The organism is Flexithrix dorotheae DSM 6795 (assembly GCF_000379765.1).
In the GTDB taxonomy this organism is placed as follows: Bacteria; Bacteroidota; Bacteroidia; order Cytophagales; family Flammeovirgaceae; genus Flexithrix; species Flexithrix dorotheae.
The window spans coordinates 235685-261457 of the sequence record NZ_KB903509.1; the positions used below are offsets into that span (position 1 = coordinate 235685).

The following is a 25773-nucleotide window of genomic DNA, read 5'->3' on the forward strand; positions in this document are numbered from 1 at the left end:
CTAAAAGGCCTCAATGATCAATTGAGGCCTTTTTCATTTTTTGACGCCTAAATTTTTCACTAACCTGCAGAAATAGTTTTACCCAACAGGCAACCTAAGTCAATTATTGGGCATTAATTCCCAGAAGAGTGAGCAATACTAAAATCAGATTTGTTAAAGATTTGATATATGAGTAATTTCGCAGTCTGAAATTATTTATTACTCTATCAACATAATCTGATTGCATGATGTCGAAGATTGATTTGACTAATATTCCCAAGCACATTGCCATTATCATGGATGGAAATGGAAGATGGGCAAAGAAAAAAGGCTCTTTGAGAGTATTTGGTCATAAAAGTGGGGTTAAGGCGGTTAAAACAGTTACTGAAGCAGCAGCTGAAATTGGTGTAAAATACCTTACACTATATGCTTTTTCAACTGAAAACTGGAACAGGCCAGACCTGGAAGTGAATGCATTAATGCAATTGCTGGTTTCTACAATTAAAAAGGAAACCCAAACCCTGATTAAGAACAATATTAAGCTGGATGCTATAGGAAATATACAGTCTTTACCAAAAGCCTGCCAACGAGAATTAAAGTCAGCAATGGAGGCAACTAAGGAAAATACCGGAATGACTTTGGTTTTGGCTTTAAGTTATAGTGGCAGGTGGGAAATGCTAAACGCATTCAAAAGCTTGTTGAAAGAAGCTAAGGAACAAGATTTAGACCTTGATTCGATTGAGGCTAAAGATATTGAAAAATACCTGATGACCAAAAACTTCCCCGATCCTGAATTATTAATCAGGACCAGTGGAGAAATGAGAATCAGTAATTTTTTGTTGTGGCAAATTGCCTATTCAGAGCTGTATTTTACAGATGTTCTATGGCCGGATTTCGGAGTCGATAATTTATATGATGCTATTCAGGCATACCAGCAAAGAGAACGAAGGTTCGGAAAAACAAGTGAACAACTAAATAAAGTTTCATAGAAGGGATGAAGATATACGCCATAAAATTATTTACCCTCCTTTTATTTTGTCTCCCAGTTGCATCTTTTGCACAATTCGGGAATAATATAAACATCGATTACAGCACACCAATTGAATATGAAATAGGTGGAATTAATGTAGTTGGAGCACAATTCCTTGACAGAAACTCACTCATTTCCATTGCAGGGTTCCAGATTGGAGAAAAAATTAAAATTCCAGGTGATGATATTTCCATGGCCATCAAAAAGCTTTGGAAGCAGGGTATTTTAGGAGATGTAAAAATTTCAGTAACAGAAATCCAGGGCACAAAAGTATTTCTTCAGATTGAACTTAAGGAAAGACCCAGATTCTCCCGAATTTTTCTGGAAGGCATTCCCAAAGGCCAGCACCAGACGATAGAAGATAAAATTAAGCTGATCAGAGGCCGGGTTGTGACTGATGCCTTGTTAAAAAACACTTCCAATACCATTAAAGCCCATTATGCTGAAAAGGGCTTCAGAAATACAGAGGTAAATATTGTACAGGAAAAAGATACCATTCTAAGCAACAGTGTAGTGCTTAGAATTAATATTGATAAAAAATCGAAAGTAAGGATTAGCGAAATTGAATTTGAAGGAATTTCCGCCATTGAGGAGAAAAAATTAGAGAAAAAAATGAAAAAGACTAAAGAGAGAGGTGGAATCTTTAGTGCTTTTAAGCCAACCAAATTCATAGAGGAAGAATACGAAAACGATAAAAACGCGCTTATTGAATATTATAATGAAAATGGATATAGAAATGCCACTTTAGTTTCTGATTCCGTTTTTCCCTCCTCAGAAAATACGGTAAAAATTAAACTTACTATAGACGAAGGAGATAAATTCTATTATAGGGACATTGACTGGACAGGAAATTACCTATATTCAGACGAACAACTTTCCAGAGTTTTGGGTATCAATAGAGGGGATGTTTATAACAAGAAAGAATTATCAGAGAGGTTAAATTTCAGCCCAAATAGTACCGATGTCACCTCACTTTACATGGATGATGGCTACCTGTTCTTTAGTGTTGAACCTGTGGAAGTTTTGGTAGAAGGAGATTCCATTGATATAGAAATGCGAATGTTTGAGGGTGAANAAGCCACTATTAATAAAGTGATTGTAAATGGAAACACCCAAACCAATGACCATGTGATTTTTAGGGAACTCAGAACCCTTCCAGGTCAGAAATTTAGCCGGTCCGATTTGATCAGAACCCAAAGAGAATTGGCAACACTAGGTTATTTTGATCCGGAAACAATCCAGATCAACCCCAAACCTAATTATGCCGATGGTACAGTGGATATTGAATACGGGGTTACAGAAAGACCAAATGACCAGGTAGAATTATCAGGTGGTTGGGGTGGACAATTTGGATTCGTAGGGACATTAGGATTGGTATTTAATAATTTCTCTGCAAGAAGATTAACCAACTTCAAATACTGGAGACCCTTACCTAAAGGTGACGGACAGAGATTAAATTTGAGACTTCAGGCCAACGGTAGGCAATTTCAAACGTATACCCTTTCCTTTACAGAACCTTGGTTAGGCGGTAGGAAACCTAATTCATTTACCGTTAACTTCAATCGGTCCGTTCAAAGGTTAATAGATTATTTTTCCAACAGGCAATATGGAAGTTTGAAAGTAAATGGAGCAACTGTTAGTTTAGGAAAAAGACTTACCTGGCCGGATGACTGGTTTACCATGAGTAATTCTTTAAGTTTCCTGCTATATGAACTGGATAATTTCAATTCATTAGGATTTGGGGACTACAATACAGGAGATTCATACAACCTGACCTTTAATACCACTTTAGCCAGAAATAGTGTAGATAGTCCTACCTTCCCAAGAAGAGGAGCAAATATTTCTTTATCACTATCTTTAACACCTCCATATTCCGAATTTTCCGGGAATACTTTTAATGAAGGGACCTCCGATGCGGATAGATTTAAATGGGTAGAATACCACAAATGGATGTTTGACAGTTCGTGGTTCTTATCACTGGTAGGGAAATTCGTATTGAATGTGAGGTATAACTTTGGTTTATTAGCCCCGTACAATTCCGATAAAGGACTTGGTCCATTTGAAAGGTTTATCTTAGGTGGTGATGGACTTGCTCAAAATGGCTTCCTGCTTGGTACAGACATCATCGGCTTAAGAGGATATGAAAACAATTCTATTTTGCCACCTGAATCCAATGGAACTGGTGGTGTAGTTTATAGCAAATATGTTTTTGAACTAAGATATCCTGTTTCTTTAAACCCTTCTGCTACAATTTATTTATTGTCATTTGTTGAAGGAGGAAACAACTGGGGAGATTACGAATCCTTCAATCCATTTGATGTTTACAGATCGGCTGGATTTGGAGCCAGAGTATTTATGCCTGCATTTGGATTACTCGGGGTAGACTGGGGATATGGATTTGACCCAATACCTGGCAGACCTGGAGCAAATGGAGCACAATTCCACTTTACAATAGGACAACAATTCAGATAATATCAAAAAAAGCTGATTGATGAAAAGGGTTTCTCATATCTGTAATTATTTAATTCCCTGCATGTTGAGTCTTTTTTTGGCTCAAATAAGTTTTGGTCAGCGAATCGGATATGTGGAATCCCAGATAATTTATGACAATCTTCCTGAATATAAGGAAGCACTTGCTGAAATTGAAAACCTCACTCAAAACTGGAGAAGGGAAATCGATGAAAAACAACAAGAACTAAATCATCTCACTCAGGAATATTTGGCAGAAAAGGTTTTATTGACCCAAAAAATGCAAAATGAAAGACTAAGCCTTATTCAACAAAAAGAATCAGAACTTAAAGAATTCCAGAATAAACGCTTTGGTTATAAAGGGATGTTATTCATAAAAGAAGAACAAGTCTTGATCCCTATAAAAGAAAAAGTAGCGCAAGCTGTGGAAAGGACAGGGAAAATAAACAGGGTTGATTTTGTTTTCGATAAATCATCAGATCTTATTTTGCCTTATGCCATTGGAGCCAGAGACCTTACCAAAAAGGTTTTAGCCCAATTAGGTGTTGAATTAACAGAAAATTGAATGAATCCTTTTTTCTGGTTTATATTTGCAAAAACCATTTCAGATAATACGACTGAACTACTTATGAAATTTCTCCTGAATTTTATAGTAATTTCCCTGCTTTCTACCCCATTAATAGCCCAACGCTTTGGTTATATCGATTCCAACACCATTATAAGCCAGGATCCTGAATACAAGGAAGCGAAGTCAAATATTGAATCATTTGCCAAATCTTTTGAAGACAAAATAAATAAAACCAAAGCTGAAATAGTGGAAATGCGGAAAAATTATACGGCTAATGAGGTTTTAATGACCAAAGAAAGAAGAGTAGAACAACTGGCAAAAATTGAAACAAAAGAGGAAGAACTGAGAAAATTTATTGAAGAAATTTACGGATATGAAGGAAAAGTATATTTAAAAAGGCAGGAAATCATTGTGCCTATACAGGAGAAAATTATTTCTGCAATCAATAAAACCTGCAAAAAAAATCGACTGGAATTTGTATTCGATAAGGCTGGCAATATTGTGATTATTTATGCCAATCCCATCCATAATTTTACTCCACTGGTAATAGAAGAACTAAATCCCAAAAAAGAAGCTGAACAAAAATTTGGGGAAGAGGAAGAAGATAAAAAAAAGAAACCAGAGCCAGCTGACCGGTCCGGATTTATCATTTCCGAAGAGATTTTGACAAAAATGCCACAATATACCGATGTTTTGAATGAAATGGAGGTATTTACCAAAAACTGGAAACTGGAATTAAATATGTTGCAGGATTCCCTTTTTCGCTTAAAACAAGCCTACGAAAAAGATCAGGTTTACCTCACAGATGAACTTAAAGCCGAAAGACTGGAAGAAATAAATGCCCAGCAAGAAGCTGTTTCCACCTACCAGGATGAAAAGTTTGGTGCAGAAGGATTAATCTATACCAAAAGACAAGATCTGTTAAAACCATTACAGGAAAAAATATTTGAAGCAACAGAAAAAGTTGCCGAAAATAAAAGAGTAGACTTTATTTTTGACAAAACTGATGATATTTCTATGATTTACGCCAATCCTATCCATAATTACACTGATTATGTTTTGGAAGAACTCGGATTGGGTGATCCTGCGGATGTTGTTAGATAAATTTAACTATTAAAAATACGATTAAAATAACCTTTACTCTATTATTGTAAATCTCTGATAAGAGCATCTTACAGAAGTAAATGAGAGAGTGAATAAAATTACAGATTAATGAAAAAAAGGATTGCATTTATTTTTACAGTTATTTGTTTTACTGTATGTGCCGGAGTTCAGGCTCAGGAGACTCAAAAGTTTGCCTATATTAGCTCTGATAGTGTTTTGGTAGCCATGCCCGAATACCAAACACAAATGAAAATTTATGAATCATATGTAAAACAACTCCAGGGCCAACTGGAAGCCAAACAAAAAGAACTTCAACAAAAATTCACTGATTACCAGCAAAACGGTGCCAACTGGATTCCAGAAGTACTTGCAGAAAAAGAAAAAGAAATCAATACACTGGACCAGTCTATCAAAGAATTTGCCCAAAGCTCACAGGCAACAATGAGCAACAAACAACAGGAACTCATGATGCCTTTATTGGAAAAGGTTCAAAAAACCATCGATGCAGTAGCCAAAGAAAATAACTTTGACTTTGTACTTCAAAACCAGGCCTTTCTATATTCCGAAGAACAATTTGACATCACTCAAATGGTGATTGACAAATTAAAGCAATAAAATATTCCCATTAGAAGCTTTATTTCTGACTTGTATTAGATTAAAGGAAATATGGCAGAAATAAATAATTTGCACTATTCTAATATTTGGTTAAATTTTTCAAATATTTTTAAAACTGAATTATAAATTAACTAATTTAGTGCATTGTTAGTAATTAGATGTATCAATAAAATAAAATCCTTTTGTCTTTGTTTAGATCTGCATTAAAATAGCAGAGAAAAATTGGTGAAAGGTGAAAAATTCAAAAAGATGAAAAAATTATTATTCATATTGGTTGCAATGGTAACTGTAGGATTTGGAAGGGTTGCAACTGCTCAGGAAGCCGTTAAATTTGGATATGTAAGCTCTGATAGTGTTATGCTTGCTCTTCCTGAATACAAGACTCAAATGAAAATCTACGAGTCTTATGGGAAGCAATTAGAGGCCCAGATGAAAGGAAAACAACAAGAATTCCAAACTAAACTTCAGGATTTCCAGCAAAACAATGCTAACTGGATACCAGAAGTAATTCAGGACAAGCAACAGGAATTGCAAAGACTTGATGCCAGTTTACAGGAATTTGCCCAAACAGCACAAAATAATTTGGCTAAAAAAGAACAGGAATTGTTATTCCCACTATATGAAAAAGTTCAAAAAGGGATTGATGAAGTGGCAAAAGAACAAGGGTTTACCTTCATTTTGCAAAAGCAAATGTTCCTTTATGCCAATGAGAAATATGACATCACAGCTTTAGTGATTAAAAAATTAGGCGGATCTACTGCGCCTGCAGAATAAGATCTTCAGATCCACAAAATAAGAAGCCCCTCCCGGGGCTTTTTTTATGCCTTCTTCCCTCCTACTCTGCTCAGATATTTTCATGAACAGGCTGGGATTACTTTCACAAAGTTAATCCACTGTTAAACAAATAGTTACATTAAGCTTTAATTAATGGTTTTTATTAGCCTTATATTTTATTACGATTATTATCGTAGAAAAACTTGACAATACGACAACTATCGTATATAATTGTAATACGATACTAATCGTAGAAAACCATTTTACTAATCACCCTTAAAAACCACTTGTGTAAAAGAATACGACTGTAGTCGTATTTTTCTTGAATGTACGACTTAGGTCGTATATCATTGCATAAGAGTAAATCTCATAGATATGTCAAAATCAAAAGGAACAAAACCCACAGAGGCAGAATTAGAAGTGCTTCAGGTGTTATGGAAAAACGGACCCTCCACTGTTCGGTTCGTCCATGAAAAAATTAGTAAAAAGAAGGAAATAGGTTATACCACTACCCTCAAAATCATGCAAAACATGTTGGATAAGGATTTGGTAAACCGGGATGACAGTACACGGACCCATGTATATACAGCGGTGGCCAACGAAGAGGCAACTCAAAAAGACCTTCTAAACCGGTTTTTGGATTCCACATTTGGAGGATCTGCCATGAAATTAGTAATGCAGGCTTTGGGAAATCACAAAGCTTCCAAGGAAGAAATCAGTAAAATCAGAGAATTACTTAAAGAAAAAGAAGGAGGTTCAAAATGAAAATTTTAGAAAACTTTGTTTCCGAAGAAATCATCAACGCACTGGGATGGACCTTACTTCATTCTTTGTGGCAGGGAGCTATCGTAGCATTGCTATTAGGTTTAATCATGATCTTCCTCAATAAGCAATCCTCTACTGTGAGGTATTTTGTATCCTGTATTGCCCTTTTAACCGTTTTTGTCCTTTCTGTATCTACTTTTTTCAGCCTTTATGAGACTTCACCTGAGCAAGGCAATCATTTCGTTTTAAATAATGAAAATCAATTCCAAATGGCTGAAAATGCTCCGGTGGAATTTGCCATATCAGATGCAAATGATGAGACCGAGACAGCCGGGTTGAACTCTATCGCAATTTTTATAGATTATTTTAATGATCATCTTCCTTTAATAGTGACTTTGTGGGGGTTGGGGGTTTTAATTTTAACTCTCAGGTTCATGGGTGGCTATGCATATGTTCAACGGTTGAAGTATTATAAAACAAAGGCGGTAGCACAGGACTGGAATGAAAAACTTGAGAAAATTGCCCAAAAGCTGCACATAAAAAAAAGTATTGGTTTATTGGAATCACAGCTGGTAAAGGTCCCAATGGTTATCGGACACCTGAAACCGGTAATCTTACTTCCACTTGGTACCCTCACGGGTCTATCTCCGGCCCAACTGGAAGCTATTTTAGCTCACGAATTGGCACATATCAAACGAAATGACTATTTAATTAATATTTTCCAATCCTTAATTGACATTTTATTTTTCTTTCATCCTGCGGTGTGGTGGATTTCTGCCAATGTGAGAAACGAAAGGGAAAATTGCTGTGATGATATTGCCGTATCTTTAAATAAGGATACCCTAACTTTTGCCAAAGCCTTAACAGATTTGGAAGAAATGAACTGGAATGCACCAAATCTTGCAATGGCGCTAACCAATAAAAAGGGACAACTCCTTCAAAGGGTCCAGAGGCTTATTGGTACCCAAAGAAATAATCCTACATTTAAGGAAGGATTTATCGCAGCTTGTGTATTGATGGTGAGTATTTTATCCTTGTCATTCAATGCCAAAAATGATTTCATCTCCAATCAGGAAAATGAAACTATTTCTTCTGAATTAAGTACGCTGGAGGATATTGAAAAAATAGAACCAGTGGTGGTTGAGGAGGAAAATGTCCATTCAAATGAACCGAAAGGATCAAATAAACACGAAACTGTCTATACTATAGAGGTTTTTCCTGAGGAACTGGAAAAGATAAAATCCAGTATGAAACCGGAAAATCCGGAAAGCCCAAAAACTGTTCAGGAACATTACCCCAGTGTATTTATCTTCAATTCTGCTAAAAAGCATAAGGGAAAGTTAACCTCTCCTCTACTTATTAGTCACGTTGGAAGCCAACTTTCAGGAGGAGCTGTTTTTCCCAAATCTACCTGGAAAAACACGCTCCAAAATTCAGGTTCCAATATGTTGGTTTTAGTTGGGGATACTACTAAGAAAACGAAGGATAAAGATCAAATCAGCATCAGTAGCACTACTAAAGATGGAAAATATATCTTTTTGAGGTTAGATAATGAACGTCAGGTAAAGGAACTGTTTATTGAAGGAGAAAAAATACCTGAGGAAAAGTTTATGGACTATCAGGAGGATATTACCAGATTAATTGAACAATATGAATATAAATTTGAATTGGCCCGACAAAAACAACACATGGTTGATCAAAAAAGGTATATGGAATTAGCCCATGAACATCTGGAGGGAATTGAAGAAGAGCTTGAAAACCTGGAATTAAATGAGAAAATGAGGCAATTGGAAATAGACATGAACAAATCGGCTCTTGCTATGGCCAAATGTTATGAAGATATTGCCCAGGCTGAAGCATGGGAGAAACTTGAGAATGAAGAATTTTGGGAAGAATTTGAAACAAAAATGGACCTTCAAACTCATATATTACAGGAACAGCTATCTTCCCTTGAAGCCTTAAACACTGAAAAATTCAATTTTGAATTTGATTTCGAAGGCTTAGAAGATATTGAAGTAAATGTGGATGTAGAGGAAATTCAGGATATTATTATGGAATATCAGGAGGAATATCAGGACAAGGTAATGGAAATTCAGGAAAGAGCACTGGAAACAGCTTTGATGGCCAGGGAAAAAGCATTGCTGGCAAAGGAAAATAAATTCCATAAGGCCCTTCAAAAAAGTTTGTTAGAAGACGGATTAATCTCTGATCAAGACGAAAATTCAAACTGGAAATTACTGATAAGTACACCAAATTAAATGGGAAGAAGCAATCGGAAGAAATCCATCAAAAATATAAAGCGCTTGTCGAAAAAGAAGTTTCAAGTGAATTGGATAAGGGATCCCGTTTTATATGGGAAAACTAGAAATCAAATATTGTTGAACCCTGGTGTCAGATTAACTAAGCTGAACAGGTGGCCAAATCAGGTCACCTGTTTTTTTATGGGGTAAAACCGGATTTTTTCCTGCCTGAAACTTAATTCAAGCTGTAAAACATTAGATTTGCGAACAGAATAAATATCGCGAAAATATAGATGAATTTAAAAAACGATTTATTAATAAGGGCAGCAAAAGGAGAAAAAACGGAGCGTACTCCGGTATGGTTAATGAGACAGGCGGGCAGAATTTTACCTGAGTATAGAGCAGTTAGGGAAAGTTTAAGCGGATTCATTGAATTGGCAAAAACACCCGAAAGAGCTGCAGAAGTGACCATTCAGCCAGTAGATATTCTCAAAGTGGATGCCGCAATTATTTTCTCTGATATTCTGGTAATTCCCGAAGCCATGGGGCTACCTTATGAAATGGTGGAGAAAAAAGGTCCATCCTTCCCTAAAGTTGTTAAAACTGCTCAGGATGTGGAAGCCCTAAAAGTTGCAGACCCTGAAAGTGATTTGGGATATGTGATTGAAGCTATAAAAATCGTAAAAAAAGAGCTTGATGGAAGAGTTCCACTTATAGGTTTTGCCGGAGCCCCATTCACTATTTTCTGTTATATGATAGAGGGAAGTGGTTCAAAAACTTTTTCCAAAGCCAGAAAAATGCTTTATGCCGACCCTGAGCTTTCTCATAAATTATTACAAAAAATTACAGATGGGACTATTGCCTACCTGAAAGCACAAATTGCAGCAGGAGCTGATCTAGTTCAGGTATTTGATTCATGGGCGGGAATCCTTCCTCCTACTCAATATAGCCATTTTTCCACGCCATATCTGGCTCAAATCTGTGATGCGATCAATGAAGTTCCAGTCACTGTTTTTGCCAAAGGAGCCTATTTCGCCAGAGCTGAATTTGCAAGGCTAAATTGCCAGACGGTAGGCTTGGACTGGAACATGGATATTCAGGAGTCCAGAAAGCTTATCGGAGAAGATAAAACGCTTCAGGGAAACCTGGATCCTTGTGTTTTATATGGCAGTCCAAAACAGATAGCAGAAGCAACCAAAGCCATGCTGGATCAATTCGGGCCGCAAAGACATATTGCCAACCTTGGGCATGGAGTCTATCCTGATACTGATCCCGAAAAAGTAAAAGTATTTATTGAAACCGTAAAAGAATACAGTTCAAAATAAATTTCAATCTGTTTTGGGTGAATAATAATAATTACAGATGGTCACAAATTGCAGTAAAAAGTAGCAAATACAGCCTGAATTCTGGAAGGGTCATATCTTTTGAGTGACCCTGCTCAGACTTATATTTACTTTTCTGTAACTGTATTTTAGGATCAACACCAAATGTTACCATTAGAAAAACTACCTGCGGACTAACATAAACCAAAATAAACTATTCTCATTATTTACTTCACCATACCATGAAAATGAATTTTTTAAAACTATTCTCACTTGTCCTTTCCTCTTTAATTTGTATGGAAACTTATGGCCAGCTCAATGATTGGGAAAATCCCCATGTGGTTGGGATAAATAAACTTCCGAGTGTAGCCACAAGTATTTCCTATGCCAATGCTGAAAAAGCCCTGGAGGGTGATTTCAGGAATTCATCAAGAATCAAATACCTGAATGGAAAATGGAAATTTAATTTTTCTCCTTTAATTGAAAAAGCTCCAAAAGACTTTTACAAAAAGGATTTTGATGTATCCGGTTGGGATGAAATTGATGTACCAGCCAACTGGGAACTGAAAGGCTACGGACAAGCCATTTATACCAATGTCACCTACCCTATAGTTCCCGTTAACCCGCCCTACATCCCTAAAGATGATAGCCCGGTAGGCGCTTACAGAACCACTTTTGAGATTCCTGAAACCTGGAACGGTATGCAGATTACACTTCATTTCGGTGGAGTAAGTTCAGCCTTTTATTTATGGATTAACGGAGAAAAAGTAGGTTATAGCCAGGGAAGCCGTTTACCAGCCGAATTTGATATAACTCCCTATCTGCAGGCCGGGAAAAACTCCGTAGCAGTTAAAGTTTTCCGGTGGAGTGACGGCACCTACCTGGAAGATCAGGATCACTGGAGACTGAGCGGAATCCACAGAGATGTGTATCTGGCAGCCTCTCCCAAAGTTCAAATCAATGATTTTTTTGTGCAGACAGATTTGGATAAAAACTATGAAAATGCTACCCTAAAAATCCGACCTAAGGTAAAAGTTTACGGAGGTGAAGATGCAAGCGGATATAAAATTGAAGCACAGCTATTTGATGGAGCAAATCATGTTTTTGACCAACCACTTTCCATTGAAGCCGAAAAAATTCTGAAGGAGAGATACCCACAAAGGGCAAATGTAAATTTTGCCTTGTTGGAAAAAGAAATCGAAAACCCGAAGAAATGGTCGGCAGAGTTTCCTAATCTTTATACCTTGGTGCTCACCTTAAAAGATAAAAACGGTGCAATTGTAGAGTCAAGGAGTTGTAAGGTAGGATTCAGAGAAGTAGAATTTATTGAAGGAGAATTACATGTAAATGGCAAACCTATTTTAATTTATGGAGCCAACCGGCATGATCACGATCAGTATGGAGGCAAAGTAGTTTCTGAAGAATCCATGATGCAGGATATTTTGATGTTGAAAAGATTCAACTTTAATGCTATTAGAACCTCACATTATCCAAATAACCCAAGGTGGTACGAACTCTGTGATGAATATGGAATCTATTTAATGGACGAAACCAACCTTGAAACCCATGGGGTTGGCGGTAAATTATCAAATGATGCGAATTGGATGAAGTCATTTGTGGAAAGGGCACAGAGAATGGTTGAAAGGGATAAAAATCATCCTTCCATTATCTTCTGGTCATTGGGAAATGAATCAGGTTCTGGCCCAAATCATGCAGCCATGGCGGCCTGGATTAAGGATTATGATCCTACCAGATTTATCCATTATGAAGGCGCTGAAGGTAGTCCTTACAATCCGGTGGTCCCGGATCCTTATTATGTGGACATGATGAGTAGAATGTACGTTTCCATACCGGAAATGGTAGAACTGGCCAACAATCCCAAAGATACCAGACCAGTGGTTTGGTGCGAATATGCCCATGCCATGGGAAATTCTCTTGGAAATTTAGATGAATTCTGGGCTGCAATCAGAAACAATAAAAGGATGTTTGGAGGCTATATTTGGGACTGGGTTGATCAGGGATTGGTTAAAGAAACAGCCTCAGGTGAAAAATTCTGGGCATATGGCGGTGACTTTGGAGAAAAAATAAATGATGGAAACTTCTGCCTGAATGGAGTAGTAAATCCTGACAGAACTGCCAAACCCGCCACCTGGGAATGTAAAAAAATATTTCAGCCGGTTCATATAGAAGCTACAAATCTTTTAGAGGGCAAAGTAAGGGTTTTTAACAGACATCATTTTGCTGCACTTAACCAATACGACTACTCCTGGACTTTAACCGAAAATGGAATGACTATTCAGGAAGGAAGTCTTGAAATTCCGGAAATTCCTGCTGGTGGTGCCGCAAGTATTTCAGTTCCGGTAGAAAAGCCGGGATCTTTAAAACCAGGAGCCGAATACTTTTTGATTATCCGAAGTAAATTAAAAGAGGATTCCCCCTGGGCAGAAAAAGGTCATGAAGTAGCCTGGGATCAGTTCAAAATGCCATGGAATGTGCCTGCTGCCTCAATTATTTCCACAGAAAGAATGGCTAAAGTTTCCATTGTTGAAAATGCTGGTGATTTTACCATTTCAGGTAAGGGATTTTCTACAAAAATCAGTAAACAAAGCGGATTGTTGGAGTCGGTAGTTTTCGAAAATAAAGAAATCTTAAAAGCACCACTAAGTCCAAATTTCTGGAGACCCTTAACCGATAATGATTTCCGAGGAGCCAAAGTTCAGATTCACCAGGCTGTTTGGGAAAATGCAGGAAAAAACAGTGAGGTCCGTTCTATCCAGGCTTTTCAGGTTAACGATAAAGCCGTAAAAGTTGCAGTGGATATCTGGCTATCGGATATTTCCTCCCAAGTCCAATTGGGCTATACCGTATTTGGAAGTGGGGATATTGCTGTTGACTATCAATTTATACCCGGAGAAGGACTACCCGAAATCCCTAGAATTGGCATGCAAATGCAAATTGGTGAGGAATACGATCAATTATCTTGGTTCGGTAAAGGGCCACATGAAAACTATTCGGACAGGCAACAAGGAGCGGAAACCGGAGTATTCAATGCCTCGGTAAAAAATGATTTCTTTCATTATATCCGGCCTCAGGAAAGCAATAACAAAACAGCCGTAAGATGGGCATCATTAACTGATTCAAATGGATATGGGTTATTTATTTCGGGTACACCTGTTTTAAGTTTTAGTGCCTGGCCATATACCCAGGAAGAATTAAGTAAAGCCGAACACACCTACGATCTACCCAAGCAAAGCAATATTACTTTAAATCTGGATCATTTGCAGACGGGAGTTGGTGGAGATGACAGTTGGACTCAGCAGGCCAAACCTCATCCTCAATACAGGATCTACCCAAAAACCTATGCCTATTCTATCAGAATAAAACCTTTTAAAAACCCGGATGAGGTGAAAAATTTAACAGGTAATGCATTACCCAAATTTTAGTAAGGGATATTCCTGATATTAAGGGATTGAATATTTGTTTGAGCCTTCCAAGAATTTTCCATGAAATGGATTTATCCTGGAAGGCTTAAATATTTCAAGTATGTTGTCTTCCTGTTTTTTTCAATGTAATTTTCACAGAATTAAAAGCAAAGAACTAATATTCCATTATTTATTCTCCTTTAATAAGAAATCATGGTAAAGTATCTATTCATAATTTTATTTGTTTTTTCTGGATTCAAATCTCAATCTCAGGTACTTATTTCTTTATTGCTTGGAGATAAATTAAATTCTGGAGTTATTGAATTTGGGCTGGAAGGCGGCTATAACTTTTCCAAAATTTCGAATCTGGAAACCAACAATAGTCTGTCAAAATTTAACCTTGGTTTTTATTTCGATATCAAATTGAAAAACCAATGGAACTTATATACCGGAGTATTGGTAAAATCTAAACTAGGGGCAAATAAACTTACTGAATCTGATCTTGAATTTCTTCAGGCGGAAACTTATCAGGAGGAAGGAGATTACAGCCAGCATATCAAATACTTCGTTGTGCCTGCACTTTTAAAATACAGGTTTAAAAATAAACTATACCTGGAGGCAGGTCCTCAATTTGGATTAATGCATGGGGCATGGGTGGAGTTTAATTCAAATGAAAATGGCAAAGAAGCTAAAATCAAAGAATTTAATAAGGAACAAATTAACCGGCTTGATGCTGGTTTCACTTTTGGAACGGGTTATAAACTCATCAAAAAAAGTGGCATGACACTGGGTGTAAAATATTACCTTGGCTTGGCAAATGTTTACAAAAACAGATCTGATACAAAAAACAGCTCCCTTTACCTCAAACTAAACGTACCAATTGGAGCCAAAGCTGCCCAGGAAAAAGCGAATAAATAATCAATTAATCTAAATAAATTTTCACCCTAGGTATGAATGTAGAACTCGTTTTATTTCCCTCCTTCATTCTTATAGTACTGGCTACTACCTGGGCAATAAATATATTTTCGAAGTCAAAAAAAACCAGGAAAATCACTCGATTGGCCATATTGGTAGAAATTCTCATTGCGCTGGCTATTGTAACCTATTTTTTATACCCAAGAAGCTATGATAGAAATTATTTGGAAGACAGCAGCCAAAACCAATATAAAACCAGCAGAAGCCTTGCTTCTATTGCTACAGAAAAGCATTTATTTATTGGATGTGGGGTGGACAATCAGATGATTAAGGCACACGCTCCAGTTTTAACCAGAGAGTTTAATTCCCTTACCCCATTAAAAGCACTCCATTGGGGAAGCCTGCTTAAGGACGAAAAAACAGACCAATATAATTTTTCTACTGCCGATTCTATCATCAGTTTTGGTTTAAAACACCATTTGCGTATCAGAGGGCATGTATTAATTTGGGGAAGGTATCCCGGGGTTGGCTTTCCCACGCAATTAACTAACCTCATTAATTCCAGTAAAAAGAAAGAGGAAAAGATCCTGGAAATTATGGATCATCATATCGAAACGGTTTTAAACCATTACAGAGGAAAAATAAAAACCTGGGACGTGGTAAATGAACCCTTAAAAGTACTAAAGCCTGAGTTTGATGGAAATATATTTTTTGAAACCTTAGGTAAGGATTATATTTTCCATTCCTTTGAAAAGGCTCACGAAACTGATTCCAGTCTTCAGCTTTTTATCAATGAACAATTTTTGAATTACCATGACAACCGGGCTGAATTTTTTCTTGAATTTTTGCAGGAAATGGTCGATAAAAAAATCCCTATCCATGGAGTAGGCATACAATCTCATGTTTTATTTAATATTCCTGAATTAAAAAACCTTTCAGTTGGCAAAATAGAAGCCCTCGGTCTGCAGGTTGAAATTACCGAATTGGATGCCAGGCTTCGACTTTTTGAAGATTTTCCTGATCCATATCAGGCACAAGGCGATTTTTTTGGAACAATAGCCAGCCTCACCACCACCCATCCCGGCCTAAAAGGTATCACATGCTGGGGGGTATCCGATCAGTATTCCTGGATTAATACAATTTTTCCATTTACCTTCATCAAACCTAATGAGCCATTACTTTTTGATGCAGAAATGAACCCTAAGCCCGCATTTCATAAATTAAAAGACACATTAAATTCCAACTAATAACGAATTTCAGAGAATAAAAAGTCCCTGTGGTTTATTACCAAGTTGGAAAAAAAATCTATATTAGTTTTAAGAATGAGATAATCTTTTCATTTTTAAAAAATGAAATCGTGAGATAAGCTTTTGGCAAAAGAAAATACTAATTTTTCAAAAAAAATTATTTTTTGGAGTGACCTTTTGCTATTAACTACATAAAAGGGAAATGACATGTCAGATCAGGAAATAATAGAAAAAATAAGAGAAGGTGACCGATCACAATTAGACCAAGTTTACAAAACATATAGATCAGAATTTATTTATTGGGTAATTAAAGAACAAAAATGTCCTATGGAAGAGGCGAAGGATATTTACCAGGTTGCTATCGCTAAATTGTTTGAAAATATTGTTTCAAATAAATTAACCAACTTAACTTCTACTTTGAAAACCTATATTTTCAGTATAGGGAAAAACAAAGTACATGAATATAGAAGAAGAGAAAATATAAAAATACATGACCTAAGACCGCTTAATACCCTCATTTCCTCCGATATGGAAGAAGTATTAGAGTATGAGCAAAAAATTACAATTATTGGAGATTTCGTAGGTAAAATGAAATACCCATGTGCTGAAATTCTGAAACTGTTTTATTTCAATAAAAACTCCATGGAACAAATTTGTGGTACTATGGGCTATAAAAATGTAAATGTAGCAAAAAACCAAAAGTACAAATGCATGGAAAAATTGAGAAATCAAATAAGCGAACACTTTAATAAAGTATTTCAGACTAAACAATAGACCTTTATTTAACATTATGAAAAGGAATATGAAAGACCGGGAATATTTAATTAGTTTGATAGAAAAATCTCAAACTGATGACCTTAATGCGGAAGAATTAATAGATTTTAATCGCATGAAAGGAAAAGATGCGGAATTTGATAGCTTACTAAGACAGGAGGAAGAAATAATTGCCGGAATTCAATTTTATCATAGAAATGAAATCCTGAAACAATTGGCTGATTTGGAAAAAACTCTACCACCGATAATGATGGATGAGGAAAAACCGGGAAACCGGGAAATAAAATGGAAAAGCTATCAAATGGGAATTGCTGCAGGTATTGCGCTTGTGATTGCCAGTTCTATATTCTTTTATAATTATCAATTCTCAGAGGATCCTGCTCTGGTTTTTCAGGAATCCTACCAAATCTATAAAAACCTTGAGTACCCCACCACCAGAGGAGAAGAAGAACAAACCGAAGACCTCAAACTAGTAGCATTTAAATCTTATGAAGAAGGGAAACATGAGCTCGCCATTAGCTTGTTTGAAACTATTCTTCAGAATGAGGAAAACTTAAATATAAATTTTTACATGGCGAATAGCCACTTAGAATCCGGTGAATTGGACAAGGCTATTCAAAACTACAAAAAGGTCATTCAGAGTAATGGGGATTATGCCATCCAATCGCAATGGTTTTTAGCCCTTACCTATCTTAAAGACAACCAAATTGCAGAAGCAAAGAAAACTTTAAAGGAAATAATTGCAGCGGATAACTCTTATAGCCCAAAGGCAGAAAGGGTTTTACGTAGAATCTAAATCAGGTTCAACTAATTGAGAAGGGTAATAAGTTTATGGCTTGTTACCCTTTTTTTCATTATCCAGAAAATTCCCCAGTCTTTTTAATGGGTTAATTGGGCATCCCAAAACTGATCATAAAAAGCTACCCAGTTTTTAATATCCTGCAAAGGCTTTACATTGGGAAAACAATATCGATTCCTTCCCTGAGTCTGGATATTGATTAATCCGGCATTCTCAAGCAGCATCACATGCTTGGTTACGCGTTGCCGGATAATTTCAAATTTTTCTGCTATTTGGGTTAGGGACATAGCCGCCCCAGCTAAAAACCAACACGGGAAAATCTCCCGCCTGGTAGGATCAGCAATAGCTTAAAATATCTTATTAACCTGGTCTTTTGAGATCCATCTTCTATTTTAAATATTTCTCCAAATGATCTATACAGGTTTCCCAACCTTCCTCAAAATTATTGAACATCATCACCGCTGTTTCCCCAGTGTATTTACTCATGCCTGTATGCTCAAGAGTAAGTAAAGTTCCCTCAACATTTTCCTCCAATTTCCAACTTACTGTGGTGATCACATGAGTTCCTTCCACTTCCCAGGTATACTTAAGCCAATAAACAGGATTAACCGCCAATACTTCACCAATAATCCTGGTGTTTTCATGCGTAAAGGTGTATTTAAAGCCCACTACAGCCTCAAAGTTCGCTTCTATAAACCAGCTGGAAATTTCTTCTCCCACAGAAATGGCTTCCCAAACTTTTTGAATTGGGTGCGCAAACTGATATTTCTTTATGATAATATCCCGCATGAATTATTGAATTTTAAGCAACTGCCTGGTTACAATTTAATTATAATAATTCACTTCAACAATTCTTCAATCGCTCAAATCTAAACTCCGAAAAACCCCCAATAGATTTTTTTCATCCTGATGGTTGGCTTCCGCTCCTATTTCTAATAAAAGTTTATCAGCTGCAATGTGTAATGGAATTTCAGGGTAATAATGATCCCGGGCAAAATGCACATACTTTAAAACTTTAAATCCATCAAACCATTGATAAAAATTTTTTCTATAGCTTTCTTGAGAAGCTGAATTTTTACGAATTTTTTGAAAGCTTAATTCAAAATTCTGATTTTTTAAAAAACCTTTTATTGATTCCGGCATCTTTTCTAATTCAACACCGGGTTTCTCCTTTTCGAAAAGTTCAGGAACAATACTGACAAAAACTTTTAAATCCTTAAATATTTGAGGGTCATAAGTAAGTGCAATTTTAGAATTTCCATCAAGCCAGTCTTGCTGGGCTTTTCCAGTTCCAAACGGGACTCTGTCCGAAATTCTTGAGGATGGATAAACAATGGCATTTTGAATGGCTAAATGGTTTTCTTTGGGAGCCAGTTTATGTAAAAAATAAAAATCTTCTCCAGCTTTTCTTCTGTTCATCCCTCCCGATTTGGCATACGCCAATGCTTTTACAGCCATACTGCTGCCTATGGTATGCATGGCAAATGGGAATTTGGCAAATTTTAAACCCTGGATATAATACCTTAAAAACAATTCATAACTGATTATACCCGACTTCAACTTTGAGTCCTCCACCTCATCAAAAAGGTGCTCATAATGAATGGAGGCAAATCCGAATTTAGGATTTATAGAAAATTGCTTTTCGATTTCTACAAGGTAATTTTCTGAAACCGTACAGTCCGCATCCAGGCAAAGTATATTTCCATTAAAACCAATTGCGGCAAATCTTGATAAAGCTTCATCCATACCGATTTTCCTGGCGAGCCCCACCCCTGCATGTTTTTTCGGTAAATCATCCACAAATAGTATGAAGACTTTAAGTTGATCCATTTGGTGTTGCTTTATCCAGGCTTCAGCTTCTTTTAAGGTCTTTGAATTATTTGCTTTAATAGTTTCATCGGCTTGCTCCCCCGAATTAATCACAACAATGACTTCTGTAGGATTTTGTGGAGGTTGGCCATTTCGCAGAGATTCCAAAGTACCCAGTAGATTGGGCTCATTATAACAAGGGATGACAATAATAGTTTTCGTACTAAAATGAACGTCATGGGAAATAACTGCCGGCCTAAAAGCATATCTTTTAAAATAAGTTTCGCAAGTACCTCTTAAGTTATTCTTTCCCATAATCCAATTTTCATCTTTGGCAAAAAAACCAAAAGTATTTAAATAAAAAAAGCACGGCTCTACACCGTGCTTCAGTTTTGAACTAAATCAACTTTACTGTCAGACAATCTCTATTTTTCTATTTTTCACCACTTCTTCTTCCTTTAAAGGAAGGGTTATTTTTAATACTCCATTCTGGTATTTCGCCCCGATTTTCTCTCCATCAACAGTTTCAGGAAGAGTGAAAGTCCTTTCAAAATTATTGAAATTGAACTCTCTTCTTTTGTATGAAGCTGATTCAGTATCTTCTTTTTCCTCATTTTTAGTGGAAACGGTAAGCAAATCTTTCTCTAGTTGAATCCCAAAATCTGCTTTTTTCAAGCCAGGAGCGGCCAGCTCGATGATAAATTCGTTTTCCCCTTCAACAATATTTACCAAAGGATTGGACTTTACCACATCACTTCCTACTGTGTTTGTAATATTATCGAATACATTTTCAAATAAATTTGATAATGTGGCAAATTCTGACGGACGATATACTCTTTTAAAATATGACATAATTTTTATCGGTTAATTTGTTTTGATTTTTTTAAATTCTGAGAATTAATTTCGATAAATCATTAGTCAATCAAAATGCCAACAGCAAAAAAGCAGCTTAAAGGCAATTTATTAAGTCATTTTGACATAAACCACATCATATTACTGTCAAAATTTCCGAATCATTCCTGAATATTATCTTCTTCCAATAATTTTTCAATCATTAATGTAAATTCATCCACATACTGATCGTAATACTTTCCTGTTCCCGGGCCGGAAAAACCAGTATGGATATTCCTTACTTTTCCATTTTTATCAATAGTAATTGCCGTTGGAAAGGAAATAACATGATTAAGCATCGGTAATGTTTTCGCAGCCTCCTCTTTATCCAGTGTTCCGGCAATGAGCACCTCATAGTTCACTTTAAATTTATTCATCATTTTCTCTACCCTTGGTTTGGCTTTTTCAAATTCGGGACTTCTCTCATAAGCTAATCCAATTACCTCAAACCCTTGGCTTTTATATTTATCATAAAATGAAGAAAGGAAAATCGTTTCATCCATGCAATTGGGACACCACGACCCCATCAATTGGACCACTACCACTTTATCTTTATACCTGTCATCTGTAAGGGAAACTATTTCCCCTTCGAGATTCGGAAATTCAAAAGCCAATTCATCATATCCTTCTTTGAGAAAAGTAAGCGAATTCGGATCTGGTAATTTGGCACTATCATCCTCAACAGCGGTCCATTTTTGATACCAGTGTGTCCCTGAGAAAAATTCCCCATTCACCAACAGGGAATCATCATGAATATCAGCTGTAAATAAAAATGCATGAGAACCATCGAAACAGGAAAGTTTAAACCTTGGGCCATCCACCACCCCTGCCAGATACCGATAATCTCCGAGGGGAGTCAGAAAAGTACCAGTGAGTTGTTCTCCTCTTTGAGAGAATATCCCTACTGCTTTTTCATCGGGGCCTTCCTTATTAAAAAATGTAGCATCCCAATTTCCCGAAACATTTCCTTCTTCCGGAAGTTTTGTGACAAACCTAACATTTTTGCCCTGTTCAGCCTTAAATGGAACAATATAAGGCTCAGCATATCCATTTTTTATCCATACGCCTGTCAATAGATTATCCGCTACCTTAGCATGGATTTCTGTATCAAATGCCAGTATATTAATAATTACAGAATCCTCATTAAAAGTCACTTCTTCCAGCTCGATCCTTTCTTCTCCATTAATTATGGTCACAATATAATCCGAATCACTGCTTTTGCTAACACTAAAATTGAACGGTAAATTAATGGTATCATTTAGGGACAATTCCGCCCTCCATACGCCTTCTTTTAGAGTAGGAACAGGACCGGTATATTCTTTTTTGGCCTCCTGACAGGAAAGGAAAATAACTGTCCAAATTATAAGTAAAATTTTAGTGTGCATGTGATGATTAAATTTGTTCATTAGAAAATGGCAATTATACAATGAAACCTCGAAATACCCATCCCCTAACAAGATAGAATAGGATTGGTTTCATTAAAATTGACAAAACATGAAAATTTAAAAAATAAAAAGGTTCATCAAAACGGATTGATGAACCTTTTTAAGACAATTATTTAAATTCTAATTACATGCCCTCAGGCTGGTGGAAATAAATCCAGTCGAAAGAAACCTGCCCGGATTCACCTTCACCACCAAATTCAAATGTAAAATACAAATCAGTATTCCCTTTTACAGGTTTTGAAAGTGGTACAACAGTTTCTGACCAGTCTTCCTGATTACCATTTGTAAATGGAATTTCACTACTGGCTATTATCTCCCCATCCACACTTCCTTTTCTAATATTTAAAGTATACCCTGGAGTTCCTGTACAACCTGTTCTGATGGTCAATTTTTGAATACCACTCAAATCAATATCCTTAAACATAAAATAGGAATTATCCTTAATTTGATTAAGGTGAGTATAATTTTTTCCACCAGGAGTTCTTTTCCTCACATTTTCCTGATCATCATAATCCTCAGCTTGCAACCTTGGAGCCCTTAGTTTTATCACTTTATTTTCAGAAAGCGGTCCTATCACTTCCCCACCCTGATCGGTATATTCTGCAGTAATCAGATAGTAACCAGTTGTTCCATTTAAATGCTGATCCGCAGTTAAAGCTCCACTGGTAGATAGAGATGGTTTTACGTACTCCTCATCCAAAGAAACAATAAACCTAACCATAGCCTCTGCATCTTCTTTAGCCAGGGAAGGATTGGCCGCCATCATTCTTTCTCCCCAAACTCCGCCACCACCTTTGATCACCTTCTGCGCTAGTTTCTCAACAGTAGCCTGATCCGAACCATATTTAGCAGCCACATCTTTATAACTTGGCCCAACCGATTCATTTTCCATGTCATGGCAATTTAAACAAAGCTTTTCCTTCAGCATTACCTTGGCATCAACTATGGCTCCGGTTTGCTTATGGCCTAATTTAACTCCGGCCACATCATCACCAATCGGCATATAATCATAATAAACTTTTACTTTTTCTCCTGTCACATTTCCATCTTCCAAATCCTTCACTATTACATTATAATTTACCGAAGAATTGTCCCAGTAAAAACTTTTATTTCCATCAAGGTTAATATCCACAATAGGTCTTTCGTTTCCTACCCTGATTTCAATTTCAGCCTCCGAAGATTCTCCATCCTTATCGGAAACTTTTACCTTCGCAGTATAAATACCGGCATCCATGAATTCAAAAGATGTAGAAACCCCAGTTCCCTGAGCTTCATCTCCAGTAAAAAACCATTCGTAAGTCAACTCATCCGATTTATCGTAATCAAAGGATTTTTCAGCCGTAAAATTCACTTTCATTGGAGCAGCTCCAACTAATTTATCTGCTGAAACTCTGGCGATTGGTGTTCTGTTTCCTGCGGCATAATCAATTACCCCCAACCTGGCGTTTTCATTTTGAGCAAACCAGTTGGTACCATACTCAATAAAGTAGAAACTTCCTTCATGAAGCTTGATATCAATCATATTGTTAAACTCGAATGAAGGCAGGAATGGCTCCTGCTTGGAATAATTTCCATTTTCATCCAACGTAATGGCATGAACCCAACCTCTAATCCAATCGTAATGGAAAACCTTGTTGTCATAATACTTTGGAAACCTGTTTTTATAAGCACCAAATTCATCATAATGATAAACAGGTCCGGCCATGGCATTTCTACCACCTGAGGCCATGTGTGGAAACTTCTTTGTCTCAGCATAAGGATAAAAAACCATTGCAGGCCTTGCAGGTGGTAAATCCTCCACACCAGTATTGTTAGGAGACGTATTTTTGGGATGCTCCGGATCGAAGAAATCACTTACTTCACCGGTAACATAATTCATTTTTCTATAAGGCTTGTTATCAGCAATGAAATAAGGCCAGCCATAATAACCAGCAGTTTTAGCCTGGTTAAACTCATCATAACCTCTTGGGCCTCTGTTTGGATTATCTTCTCTGGCATCTGGCCCTACATCTCCCCAGTATAACCATCCAGTTTTAGAGTCAATGGAAATTCTGTAAGGATTTCTACAACCCATTACATAAATTTCAGGTCTACCACCTGAACCATCTTTTGGGAATAAATTTCCATCAGGAATACTGTATGTACCATCATCTTCAGGTTTTATTCTGAGGATTTTTCCCCTTAAATCGTTTGGATTTGATGAGGACTTCTGGGCATCGTAGGGACTTCTTCCTGGCCTTTCATCCATAGGTCCGAATCCGTTGGTATCAAACTGTTGCTTACTATTAAACGGGCTGGTATCATCTCCCAAAGAAATAAATAAATTACCATCAGGGCCAAATTCTAATGAACCTGCCGAATGACAACATTGCTCCCGTTGTACTGTTGCCTCCAACATTACTTTTTCGCTATCCAATAGCAGACTATCCGCCAACATGGTAAATCTGGAAATATACTGCACAGGCTTATCACCAGGAGGGGAATAGAACAAATACAACCTGTTATTATATTCAAAATCAGGGTCGAGGGTTAAGCCTAATAGTCCATCCTCAAATTTGGTGTGTACATCCAATTGGGCTATAACTTTTACTTTTTCTGTTTCCGGATCATAAAGCTTAATGGCTCCCTTTCTTTCAATAAAAAGAATTTTACCATTTGGCAAAATTTCAAGTTCCATCGGTTCATCCAGAAAAGTAGCAAAAACTTTCTTCACGAATCGGTTTTCTTCCGGTACTCTCAAAGATTTAGCTTTTGAATAATCCAGTTTGTTATTACCTATGGCATAGTTAATTCCACCTAGAATATGGCTGATAAATTCAGGCTCTGAGAACGTTTCCGGTGTGTGGCCAAAGTTAGTGTAGAATGATCGTCCTCCATCAAATTCGTGATACCATGACATTGGATGAAAATCCCCATGCTTTCCGGCTCCATAAGATTTTTCATCCACCTTAATAAGGTAATTCAATTCCGAATACATGTTCTTGAAATTGTAAAACTCATCGTTTTTTTCCCAACCTTCAGGAAGGCCTTCAGTAGATTCGTGGTGGTGATCTAAAACAGTTACTTTCCCTTTCCGAACATTAGGGTTACTCGGATGACCGTTAAAATAACCTCCAACTAATTTCCCATACCAGGGCCAGTCATATTCAGTATCTGCAGCTGCATGGATTCCTACAAATCCACCCCCAGCCTGGATATATCTTTCAAAATCAGCTTGCTGGATGTGGTCCAGTACATCCATTGTAGTATTAAGAAAAACAATGGCGCTATAAACTTTCAAGGAATCTTCATGGAAGATACTGGAGTTCTCGGTAGTATCTACTTTTATTCCATTTTCATTTCCCAATTTAATAAGGGCTGCTTTTCCTGCTTCAATTGAATTGTGCCTGAAGCCGGCAGTTTTTGAAAATACTAATATTCGCTTTTCTTTGGTAGAGCAGGAAATACTTACAGTAATCAGTAATAGTAATAGGATGAGATTTTGTATCCCTCTCCTCGGATAATCATTCATATTTTAAGATATTTCTTGAGTAGCAGGCGTATACCTATTTATTTTGATAATAATACATTAATAAATGTAACCCGCGAAAATAGCTTTTGATTTT

The 25773-nt window shown here is 36.7% G+C and carries 20 protein-coding genes; 14 read left to right on the plus strand and 6 right to left on the minus strand.

What is annotated here, in order from left to right:
• The first annotated feature begins 224 nt into the window (after nt 1–224).
• The 14 genes from A3EM_RS0138695 (at nt 225) to A3EM_RS0138770 (ending at nt 18020) form a co-directional block, all read left to right on the plus strand.
• Complete coding sequence (locus tag A3EM_RS0138695; protein WP_026210860.1) at nt 225–968, plus strand: undecaprenyl pyrophosphate synthase; 744 nt, start codon at nt 225–227, stop codon at nt 966–968.
• Between the two features lie 5 nt (nt 969–973).
• Nucleotides 974–3481: an outer membrane protein assembly factor BamA gene (bamA, locus tag A3EM_RS0138700; RefSeq protein ID WP_020533615.1), complete on the plus strand. Its 2508-nt coding sequence runs from the start codon at nt 974–976 to the stop codon at nt 3479–3481.
• A gap of 19 nt (nt 3482–3500) precedes the next feature.
• The gene (locus A3EM_RS0138705; RefSeq protein ID WP_063745053.1) at nt 3501–4043 is read left to right on the plus strand and encodes an OmpH/Skp family outer membrane protein; all 543 of its coding nucleotides are present in this window, start codon (nt 3501–3503) and stop codon (nt 4041–4043) included.
• Entirely contained in the window at nt 4044–5150 is a 1107-nt protein-coding gene (locus tag A3EM_RS0138710) for an OmpH/Skp family outer membrane protein (protein ID WP_020533617.1), read from the plus strand.
• Between the two features lie 108 nt (nt 5151–5258).
• Nucleotides 5259–5765, plus strand: a complete 507-nt coding sequence (locus A3EM_RS0138715) for an OmpH/Skp family outer membrane protein (RefSeq protein ID WP_020533618.1) — start codon at nt 5259–5261, stop codon at nt 5763–5765.
• A gap of 249 nt (nt 5766–6014) precedes the next feature.
• Complete coding sequence (locus A3EM_RS0138720) at nt 6015–6539, plus strand: OmpH/Skp family outer membrane protein (RefSeq protein WP_026210862.1); 525 nt, start codon at nt 6015–6017, stop codon at nt 6537–6539.
• A gap of 375 nt (nt 6540–6914) precedes the next feature.
• A complete protein-coding gene (locus A3EM_RS0138725) occupies nt 6915–7304 on the plus strand; it encodes a BlaI/MecI/CopY family transcriptional regulator (protein ID WP_020533620.1) in 390 nt (129 codons plus the stop codon).
• On the plus strand, nt 7301–9562 hold the full coding sequence (locus A3EM_RS0138730; RefSeq protein WP_020533621.1) for a M56 family metallopeptidase: 2262 nt from the start codon (nt 7301–7303) through the stop codon (nt 9560–9562). Before A3EM_RS0138725 ends, A3EM_RS0138730 begins: the two co-directional genes overlap by 4 nt.
• A gap of 275 nt (nt 9563–9837) precedes the next feature.
• Nucleotides 9838–10869, plus strand: coding sequence for a uroporphyrinogen decarboxylase (gene hemE / locus A3EM_RS0138735; protein WP_020533622.1), 1032 nt, complete (start codon nt 9838–9840; stop codon nt 10867–10869).
• A gap of 245 nt (nt 10870–11114) precedes the next feature.
• Nucleotides 11115–14309, plus strand: coding sequence for a beta-galactosidase, LacZ type (gene lacZ, locus A3EM_RS0138745; RefSeq protein ID WP_211212044.1), 3195 nt, complete (start codon nt 11115–11117; stop codon nt 14307–14309).
• Between the two features lie 192 nt (nt 14310–14501).
• Complete coding sequence (locus tag A3EM_RS0138750; protein WP_020533625.1) at nt 14502–15206, plus strand: porin family protein; 705 nt, start codon at nt 14502–14504, stop codon at nt 15204–15206.
• A 32-nt stretch (nt 15207–15238) separates the two neighbouring features.
• Entirely contained in the window at nt 15239–16450 is a 1212-nt protein-coding gene (locus A3EM_RS0138755) for an endo-1,4-beta-xylanase (protein ID WP_020533626.1), read from the plus strand.
• Between the two features lie 207 nt (nt 16451–16657).
• Nucleotides 16658–17224 (plus strand): RNA polymerase sigma factor, encoded by a 567-nt coding sequence (locus A3EM_RS0138765; RefSeq protein ID WP_020533628.1) that lies wholly within the window; start codon nt 16658–16660, stop codon nt 17222–17224.
• Nucleotides 17225–17240: 16 nt separating this feature from the next.
• Entirely contained in the window at nt 17241–18020 is a 780-nt protein-coding gene (locus A3EM_RS0138770; RefSeq protein WP_020533629.1) for a tetratricopeptide repeat protein, read from the plus strand.
• An 83-nt stretch (nt 18021–18103) separates the two neighbouring features.
• Here the strand turns inward: A3EM_RS0138770 and A3EM_RS0138775 are convergent, their stop codons facing one another.
• The 6 genes from A3EM_RS0138775 to A3EM_RS45080 form a co-directional block, all read right to left on the minus strand.
• The gene (locus A3EM_RS0138775) at nt 18104–18367 is read right to left on the minus strand and encodes an ArsR/SmtB family transcription factor (protein WP_026210864.1); all 264 of its coding nucleotides are present in this window, start codon (nt 18365–18367) and stop codon (nt 18104–18106) included.
• A 43-nt stretch (nt 18368–18410) separates the two neighbouring features.
• On the minus strand, nt 18411–18812 hold the full coding sequence (locus A3EM_RS45070; RefSeq protein WP_020533631.1) for an SRPBCC family protein: 402 nt from the start codon (nt 18810–18812) through the stop codon (nt 18411–18413).
• 66 nt (nt 18813–18878) lie between these two features.
• Nucleotides 18879–20147, minus strand: coding sequence for a glycosyltransferase family 2 protein (locus A3EM_RS45075; protein WP_020533632.1), 1269 nt, complete (start codon nt 20145–20147; stop codon nt 18879–18881).
• 99 nt (nt 20148–20246) lie between these two features.
• Nucleotides 20247–20684 carry an Hsp20/alpha crystallin family protein gene (locus A3EM_RS0138790; protein WP_020533633.1) on the minus strand — a complete coding sequence of 146 codons (438 nt, stop codon included), beginning with the start codon at nt 20682–20684 and terminating at the stop codon, nt 20247–20249.
• Between the two features lie 161 nt (nt 20685–20845).
• Nucleotides 20846–22108 (minus strand): peroxiredoxin family protein, encoded by a 1263-nt coding sequence (locus A3EM_RS0138795; RefSeq protein ID WP_020533634.1) that lies wholly within the window; start codon nt 22106–22108, stop codon nt 20846–20848.
• Between the two features lie 184 nt (nt 22109–22292).
• On the minus strand, nt 22293–25679 hold the full coding sequence (locus tag A3EM_RS45080) for a ThuA domain-containing protein (protein WP_020533635.1): 3387 nt from the start codon (nt 25677–25679) through the stop codon (nt 22293–22295).
• Nucleotides 25680–25773: the final 94 nt, after the last annotated feature.

Excerpts from the sequence above, each read along its gene's own strand:
- A3EM_RS0138695 (WP_026210860.1), top strand. The coding sequence starts at position 225 with ATGATGTCGAAGATTGATTTGACTAATATTCCCAAGCACATTGCCATT.
- A3EM_RS0138705 (WP_063745053.1), top strand. The coding sequence starts at position 3,501 with ATGAAAAGGGTTTCTCATATCTGTAATTATTTAATTCCCTGCATGTTG.
- A3EM_RS0138710 (WP_020533617.1), top strand. The coding sequence starts at position 4,044 with ATGAATCCTTTTTTCTGGTTTATATTTGCAAAAACCATTTCAGATAAT.
- A3EM_RS0138715 (WP_020533618.1), top strand. The coding sequence starts at position 5,259 with ATGAAAAAAAGGATTGCATTTATTTTTACAGTTATTTGTTTTACTGTA.
- A3EM_RS0138720 (WP_026210862.1), top strand. The coding sequence starts at position 6,015 with ATGAAAAAATTATTATTCATATTGGTTGCAATGGTAACTGTAGGATTT.
- A3EM_RS0138725 (WP_020533620.1), top strand. The coding sequence starts at position 6,915 with ATGTCAAAATCAAAAGGAACAAAACCCACAGAGGCAGAATTAGAAGTG.
- A3EM_RS0138730 (WP_020533621.1), top strand. The coding sequence starts at position 7,301 with ATGAAAATTTTAGAAAACTTTGTTTCCGAAGAAATCATCAACGCACTG.
- hemE (WP_020533622.1), top strand. The coding sequence starts at position 9,838 with ATGAATTTAAAAAACGATTTATTAATAAGGGCAGCAAAAGGAGAAAAA.
- lacZ (WP_211212044.1), top strand. The coding sequence starts at position 11,115 with ATGAATTTTTTAAAACTATTCTCACTTGTCCTTTCCTCTTTAATTTGT.
- A3EM_RS0138750 (WP_020533625.1), top strand. The coding sequence starts at position 14,502 with ATGGTAAAGTATCTATTCATAATTTTATTTGTTTTTTCTGGATTCAAA.
- A3EM_RS0138755 (WP_020533626.1), top strand. The coding sequence starts at position 15,239 with ATGAATGTAGAACTCGTTTTATTTCCCTCCTTCATTCTTATAGTACTG.
- A3EM_RS0138765 (WP_020533628.1), top strand. The coding sequence starts at position 16,658 with ATGTCAGATCAGGAAATAATAGAAAAAATAAGAGAAGGTGACCGATCA.
- A3EM_RS0138770 (WP_020533629.1), top strand. The coding sequence starts at position 17,241 with ATGAAAAGGAATATGAAAGACCGGGAATATTTAATTAGTTTGATAGAA.
- A3EM_RS45070 (WP_020533631.1), bottom strand. The coding sequence starts at position 18,812 with ATGCGGGATATTATCATAAAGAAATATCAGTTTGCGCACCCAATTCAA.
- A3EM_RS45075 (WP_020533632.1), bottom strand. The coding sequence starts at position 20,147 with ATGGGAAAGAATAACTTAAGAGGTACTTGCGAAACTTATTTTAAAAGA.
- A3EM_RS0138790 (WP_020533633.1), bottom strand. The coding sequence starts at position 20,684 with ATGTCATATTTTAAAAGAGTATATCGTCCGTCAGAATTTGCCACATTA.
- A3EM_RS0138795 (WP_020533634.1), bottom strand. The coding sequence starts at position 22,108 with ATGCACACTAAAATTTTACTTATAATTTGGACAGTTATTTTCCTTTCC.
- A3EM_RS45080 (WP_020533635.1), bottom strand. The coding sequence starts at position 25,679 with ATGAATGATTATCCGAGGAGAGGGATACAAAATCTCATCCTATTACTA.